This window comes from Streptomyces sp. NBC_00459, assembly GCF_036013955.1.
Taxonomy (GTDB): domain Bacteria; phylum Actinomycetota; class Actinomycetes; order Streptomycetales; family Streptomycetaceae; genus Streptomyces.
The window spans coordinates 9756385-9763010 of the sequence record NZ_CP107903.1; the positions used below are offsets into that span (position 1 = coordinate 9756385).

Below are 6626 nucleotides of genomic sequence, written 5' to 3' on the forward strand. Positions count from 1 at the left end.
GTCATCCTGCTCCTCGCCAGCAGGAGGGGAGTATCAGCGGGTCTGGATCCAGAGGCCTCCGTACGCGACGACGGCGCCGCCGGCCGCGGTTGCGGCACCTCGGAGCAGATGCAGCCCCGCCTCGTTGCGCAGCCGCCGGGCACGCCGGATCCACCGGGCGGGGAGGGGTTCCGGGTCCGGGCTGTTGCCCTTACTCTCGGGCTTGGACATGGGCTTCTCCTTCGTCGGGGATGTTCGGTCTTCTGCAGACGGCTCCCTGTGCCCCAGGGGGCCGTCGCCGTTTCCGGTGACGGCTGCGCCGCTGTCCATTCCTTGGGACGAATGGCAAGTCCCAGGGTGAACGGCACCAACAAAAGCACCTCGGATAGGCCTCTGACCAGCGGAAACAGCATTTTCCCAAAGCATGTTTTCCCAAGTCGTCAGTGGTCTAAGAGCAGCTGACACAGGCTCATACGAGGCAAAGTCTGGTTGAGATGAGGCGATATAGGGTTTCCTGAGGTGTGCTAACAGGCGTAAATAGGTCTTCCTGTGTCTAACTGGGCCTGCCCGTGACAGAGTTGCCGGATGCCACGAATGCTGCGGATGCCCGGTAAGGATGTTCTGCCGCCCGGCCCCAAGCGGGACTTCGTTGCCGAGCTCTACCTCCATTACCGGGAAGCCGGACGGCCCCCGCTCCCGAAGATCGAGGCGCTCACCGGCACCATGCCCGACGCCTACAAGGTGAGCCGAGAAACCATCCGGCGTCTCCTGCAGGGACAGACCACCAGCCAATGGCCAGTAGTCGACGCTCTCCTGCGAGCCCTGTGCCAGATGCAACATCGGGATCCCGACGGCCGTCGCTGGCCGGAGCCGGACGACAACCGCTGGGACGAGAACGATCCGACGACTTGCCGCGAACATCTACGCCGACTGTGGAACGACGACATTGACGGCCTCGAGCCGGACGAAGCACCGGCACCTCCACCCGCCGCGCCGGTGCCGCCGGCCCGGCAGACTTCCGGCGGGTGGGGTGGTTCTGCATCGCACCCGGCAGACGACCCATGGGCTACCGGATCCCCTGCCAAGACCCCCGCCCAACCAGGTGGATACAGCGACGAACCTCCCTTCTGAGGGACTCTCCCATTACCAAGGGCACGCCCTTCCAGGTGGAGATGTCCTTGGCCTGGCGTCCCGAGGGCCGCTCGGACAACCGCAGCGGAGTGGCATATCGCCGTCGTGCCCGGAACCGCGGGCGGCCGGGTTCCGGGCACGACGGCAGCTACATGCCGAGCATGCGGCGTACTGCATCGTCTGGGTCCACGCCCAGCACGTAGGCGACGACGGCCACACCCAGGACGAGTGCGGCGATCCCGCCGGCCTTGTTGGCGAAGCCCTTGACGAATTCCTCGCCGGACAGTGTCACCAGCTTCCAGGTGATGGCCCGCATGCGGGCGGTCATGATGCGCAGACGCCGGGTGAGGCGGTGAGCTCGGTTCGGGTTGGCGAGTACGGCGGCCCGGCGGTCGGGACAGGGCTGCGCGGGCAGCGCGGGATCGATGTCCCGGGACATGGTGGGACTCCTCTGAGAGGGGAGAACGGGGATCGCTGACACCTGCGGTGGTGTCGTCCGCGGGGTGTGCGCCGCGCGGTCGGCGGTCCTGCGGCTCTCTGCCTGAGAGCGTCCCTGTGAAGCCTCGGCTCTGGCCCAGGGTGGCTCGTCCAGAGTATCCGCGGCGTGGGGATTCGTTCCCCTGGGCGGCTGGTGAGTGCTCATCAGCAGCACCTTTCTGTAGTGGTGTTGTCGGGTGGGCGGCACCATGACCGATGACTGGTACTTAGGTCGCGGGCTCGTGGATGCCGGTGTCCCATCACCCCTTGAAGCACCGGGCGGGGCCACGGGCAGGACCGGGGGAGAAGGGGAAGTTCGAAAGACACCGCTGGGGCCCCGACATGTCGGGGCCCCAGCGGTGTCTTTCACATACGTCATGGGGGAATGGCGCCCGTTTGTGACGCGCGGCCAGGACTACTGGATGGCCGTGACGAGCACTCCGAGCACCGCGAGACCGATCGTCAAGGCGCCGGCACAGGCCATCACCCCACTGACCACCGCCTCAGGGACGGGCGAGCCGGCCCACCGCGCGATACCGAAGCCGATCACGCCCACCAGGACGGCCGCTATGACGAGTACGGCCAACCCGAGGATCAGCAGCACCAGGTCAGGCACGCTCACGTCGTGCTCCCCTGCTGCTCGCGGGCACCGTTGACGTGCAACTGCGCGGGGATCCAGATCTTCCCCTCGCTGGCGGCCTGGTAGAGAACCCGCCTGAAGCGGTACAGGCGGTTGCGGACAGCACCGGGCGTCGACTTGAGCCGGTCGGCGATCTCCCCGGCCGCGTATCCCTCGCACGTCAGACGGACTACGGCCCGGCTCTCGGCCGGCTGGGCGTCCAGCAGCTCCGTGAAGTCCCCCGAGAAGAGGATCGCCTCCGGCTCCCCGTGGTGGGGCAGAGCGCACAGCAGGCGGAAGAACGCCTCCGGGTCGAACAGAGCGGCCTCCACCCGCGCGATGCGCTCCCGCCGCCGGACCCAACGCAGGTAGACCCGGCGAAACTCCCACATGCAGCGGCCGATGAAGTACGTCATCAGGCAGCAGGGCCCCTTGGGGCCCCTGAAGTCAGGGTTCCAGCCGCCGTTGACGAGGGCCTTCTTCCGGAAGGTCTTCCGCGCGCCCATGAGGACATCGACGATGATCTCGTCCCGGTCGGCGTCGCTGTCGTGCAGGAGCCGCTTGTTCTCACCGCTCACGAAGAAGGTGATGTCCCGCTTCGCGAACTTCTTGACGGAGAGCGTGATGAACGTGCCGGAGCGGAGCATGCCGCGCAAGATCGGCATGCTGTCCCCGAGAAGACGCTCCTCGAACAGGTCGTACTCCAGGCCCTGGAAGCCGCCCAGGGCGAGGTCCGCGACGACGGCGGCATCGTGCTGGACCCGCAGCGCGCTCGGATCGGCGAGGAAGCCGCCCACCGCCTCCGCGATCACATCTATGTCAGACATACATCTCACTCCGGTGTGTGACGCCACCTCAACTGACCCCATTTACTGAGCCGCGCGCGGGAGGTGAGCATCTTGCATGTTGTACGCGCTCACTCGCTCCTATGCAGGGCCAAAGCGAGAACGTCACGACTGCCCGAAGATTTTTTCTTGTTGTGGTTTTCCTCGACGGGGCGAGACGAGGCTTTTGAAGTGCTCTTGGGAAACGACAGCGATCGTTTACCGCCCCTACTACGCCTACGAGGCGACGAAGTCGCCGTTGCGTGATGACGTTCTATTCCTACAAGGGCGGACAGGGCCGTAGCTCAACGCAGAGGCCCGAACCGAATGGTCCGGGCCTCGGAGAAGCTCGAAGGAGCCGATCGACTAGCAGGCAGTCAGCGACCTCTTGTTACGTTGTGTGACACGCACCTTCTACCCCCAGCGCATGCCGATCGCGGACAGCTGCTCCACACGTTCCGGGGAGAGCGTCGCGGCCCTGCTGCGCTGGTTGCCGATCCAGGCCCCCAGTTTGAACTCCCGCTCCTCCTGGTCCCCGTCGCCGTCCCCGCCGACCATCAGCGTCTCCATGTGCTTTCGGGGTACCCGCAGGTGTCCCTCGCGCTGGTAGAACTGCTGTGCGGCGGCGAAGTTGAGCGCCCACTTGTCGGCCTGCGTGCGGCGCGGAGGCGGCTTCTCGTCCTCGGTTGCGGGCTCGATCCCGAGGACCTGCTCACACATCCACTGCTGCACGGTGGTGAGCTTGTCCCAGCCGAAGCGAACCGCTTTGACCCACCGTCCGAGATCCTCGCCCTGGCGCAGGAGATAACCCGGCTCGGTCGGCAGCTCGCCGGCCTCGTCCAGGTGCAGCCGGGTGAGGTGGAACGCCCTCTGCCACTCCACGGGCCAGGCCGGGCACCACGAGGCGTCGATCTCCTCCAGCTGTTCCCGCCGGTCCTCCGACAGCGCGCCGGCCACCGAACCGACCGGCAGACCCTCGGCACGCCGCTGTTCGATGTCCACCGCCTTCCGCGCGGCGGCCCGGGCGTTCTTGAGCCAGATGCCCACCTTCGCACCCTGGTAGGTGGCGTCCAGCGGTGCCAGGAGGTGCCCGCTCTCGGCAGCCCACCCACGGGCGGCGGCCAGACCCTCCTCCCACGCGACGTCGAAGTGCGACCACACCATGCCCAGCTTCTCCAGCTGCTCGACACGATCCTCGTCCATGTCCCCGCGAGCGTAGAACCGCCTGTTGTCGGCGATCCACTGCCCCAGCGGGAAGTTGGCGAGCGTGGCCGGCCACCCCGCCTCCACCGCCTCGGGCCCCTTCGGCACGCGGTACGTGAACGGCACCTTCAGGTCGCCGGCCTCACGCGCATACAGCACGGCGGCCTCGATACCGCGCCGCCAGTGTTCGTGCTCGGGGTTGAGGACCCGCAGGTTGATGAACGCGGCCAGCGCGGCCGGGTCACGCGGCGTGGAGAACTTCAACAACGCCTTCGCCGAAGCCGACGGACCCCCAGCCCCGTCCCCACCGCCCTGCTTGGCCTTGGACTCCTTCTGAACGGGCTTGTAGCGGCTCGGGGCCTGCTGCTCAGCGAGCTGCTCCACGATGCGGGCGTCGTGCGCCCTGAGCGCCTCCAGCAGCTTCGCCAGCCCGCCGAACGCCCGACTCGTGAGCATGTTGTCCGCCGTCTCCCCAGGACCCAGGAGCACCGGCACGACCAGCGACGCCATCTTGCCCTCGCCCGGCTGCATCCGCAGCGCACGGCCCACCGCCTGGACCAGGTCCGGCATCGAGCCGCGCACGTCGGCGAAGTACACGGAGTCGCAGTTGCGGGTGTCGACGCCCTCACCCAGCACCTTCACGGAGCTGAGGAACGCCTTCTCCACCACCGTGCCGTCGGTGGCGATCAGGGAGGAGAACTCCCCGAGCACCCGCCGGCGGTGGAGCGGCTTGTGATCGCCGCACAGCCAGTCCGCCCACACCGTGGCCGGGTACAGCTCCGGATCATCGACGTGCAGCTGCGCCGCGACATCCGGGATCCCTACCGAGAAGGCTTCGGCCTCCTTCACGACGTGATGGAACGTGAGCGTGCGCTTGAAGCCCTCCTCGGACGACGCCTTCACCAGCGCCGTCTGCAGGGCAGCGAGACGCGCCCCACGCATCTCATCAGAACGACCCTCCGCACCCAGCAGCATGGCCGCCTGGAACTGCGTGTCAGTGATGTCCACACACACCACCTGGTACGGCGCACAGATCCCCCGGTCGATCGCCTCCGACAACGTCAGGGTGAAACACCGGCTACCGAAGGGCGAGTTGGGATCATCCTCCATGCTCGCCACCAGCTCGCCGGGCGCGCCGTCCTGGTCCTCGTCCCCGAGCTGCCACACCCGGGGCGTGGCCGTCATGTACAACCGGCGCAGAGACGGGATCTTCTGGTTGTCATGCACGACCGCCCACGGCTTACCGATCCGGCCCGAACACCGGTGCGCCTCGTCCACGACGATCAGGTCCCAGCCCGAAAGGCCGGCGGCGTGCGCCCGCTCCAGCGTGCCCAGACCAAGCGAGGCGTACGTGGCGTACACGGTGACCTTGTCCAGGCCCCGCGTCCACTCCACCAGCTCGTCCACGTCCGTGGTGTTGGGGAAGGACGCCTCCTCACCCCGCAGGGAGGAGACCCCGATCATCGCGCCCCGGCGGCCACCCTCGCGCCACGCGGCCTCGGTCTGGGCGAGCAGGTCCAGCGAGGGCACGAGCACCAGCACGCGGCCCGCGTGGAGCTCTTCCGCACTGCGGACCGCCACCCGGGTCTTCCCGGACCCGGTCGCCATGATCACCTGAGTCCGGAGGCCACCCTCCGGCACCAGCGATCTTGCAGGCAGTTCGAGGGCACGGAGGACCGCGTCAATTGCTTCTCGCTGGGCTGCCTCGCGCTGATCTGCGCGGTTCGTGGTCGACATTTCTGTCTGCCTTCTGCTGGGTGTCGTCCGGTCGATTCGAGCGGCGGTGAGCAGGAAACCTGCACGTAGATGAGCTGTGAGGGCTGGGGTTGGACTGGCTCGGTTGACTGACTGCTCTGCCTCACCGGATCACCGAAAAGGGTCTGCGGTGGATCTCCATAAGCCTCTGAGCGTTCTGGGGTGGCGTGCTCTGAGTCCAGAGTCTATCTCGTGCTTCAAAATGAAGCAGCAACAAGCGAGAAAATCCCTCGAACGTGGCGCGATCCTGTTAGCCTGTCCCTATCAGGCCGGAAAGCAGCTTGACGGGAGGTCACGCGATCGTGGTTTCAACTCCACCCCCGACCCAGTGTTTCCATGCCGTCCTGACTCCCTGTCACCTTGCTTTCCGCCCCCCACCCCCTCCCCTTACTGCTGCTGCTTTTCCCCACCGTTCCCCGTGGGGCGTGGACTGTTGGGGCTGGAGCGCAGCGGAGGCCCCGGATCGGACGGGAGCCGGGCCGGCCGCATCGCGGCCGTGGCTCGTGGAGCGCAGCGGAACGAGTCCAACTCGCCTGCTTCGCAGGCGAGTTGATGGACCCTCACGCAGTGAGGGTCTTGGCGCTCCCGCGGAGCGGGAGCGCAACAATCGTGCGCAGCACGATTGTTCGCTTGCATAA

General features: G+C 67.1%; 6 protein-coding genes. 1 reads left to right on the plus strand and 5 read right to left on the minus strand.

Features of this window, described 5'->3' with window-relative positions; translation table 11 throughout:
* Positions 1 to 33: 33 nt before the first annotated feature.
* A complete protein-coding gene (locus OHN74_RS42765) occupies positions 34 to 210 on the minus strand; it encodes a hypothetical protein (RefSeq protein WP_327692402.1) in 177 nt (58 codons plus the stop codon).
* Positions 211 to 564: 354 nt separating this feature from the next.
* On the opposite strand from OHN74_RS42765, the gene OHN74_RS42770 reads away from it, so the two are divergent.
* A complete protein-coding gene (locus OHN74_RS42770) occupies positions 565 to 1110 on the plus strand; it encodes a hypothetical protein (protein ID WP_327692401.1) in 546 nt (181 codons plus the stop codon).
* A 148-nt stretch (positions 1111 to 1258) separates the two neighbouring features.
* Here OHN74_RS42770 and OHN74_RS42775 read toward each other — a convergent pair whose 3' ends face one another.
* The 4 genes from OHN74_RS42775 to OHN74_RS42790 all read right to left on the minus strand — a co-directional run bounded on the left by OHN74_RS42775 (position 1259) and on the right by OHN74_RS42790 (position 5970).
* Entirely contained in the window at positions 1259 to 1549 is a 291-nt protein-coding gene (locus tag OHN74_RS42775) for a hypothetical protein (RefSeq protein WP_327692400.1), read from the minus strand.
* 453 nt (positions 1550 to 2002) lie between these two features.
* Entirely contained in the window at positions 2003 to 2209 is a 207-nt protein-coding gene (locus OHN74_RS42780) for a hypothetical protein (protein ID WP_327692399.1), read from the minus strand.
* A complete protein-coding gene (locus OHN74_RS42785; protein WP_327692398.1) occupies positions 2206 to 3033 on the minus strand; it encodes an RNA polymerase sigma factor in 828 nt (275 codons plus the stop codon). Before OHN74_RS42785 ends, OHN74_RS42780 begins: the two co-directional genes overlap by 4 nt.
* A 411-nt stretch (positions 3034 to 3444) precedes the next feature.
* A complete protein-coding gene (locus OHN74_RS42790) occupies positions 3445 to 5970 on the minus strand; it encodes a DEAD/DEAH box helicase (RefSeq protein WP_327692397.1) in 2526 nt (841 codons plus the stop codon).
* Positions 5971 to 6626 lie beyond the last annotated feature (656 nt).

Bases quoted from the DNA above. Each gene is read 5' to 3' on its own strand.
- OHN74_RS42765 (WP_327692402.1), bottom strand. From the start codon at position 210: ATGTCCAAGCCCGAGAGTAAGGGCAACAGCCCGGACCCGGAACCCCTC.
- OHN74_RS42770 (WP_327692401.1), top strand. From the start codon at position 565: ATGCCACGAATGCTGCGGATGCCCGGTAAGGATGTTCTGCCGCCCGGC.
- OHN74_RS42775 (WP_327692400.1), bottom strand. From the start codon at position 1,549: ATGTCCCGGGACATCGATCCCGCGCTGCCCGCGCAGCCCTGTCCCGAC.
- OHN74_RS42785 (WP_327692398.1), bottom strand. From the start codon at position 3,033: ATGTCTGACATAGATGTGATCGCGGAGGCGGTGGGCGGCTTCCTCGCC.
- OHN74_RS42790 (WP_327692397.1), bottom strand. From the start codon at position 5,970: ATGTCGACCACGAACCGCGCAGATCAGCGCGAGGCAGCCCAGCGAGAA.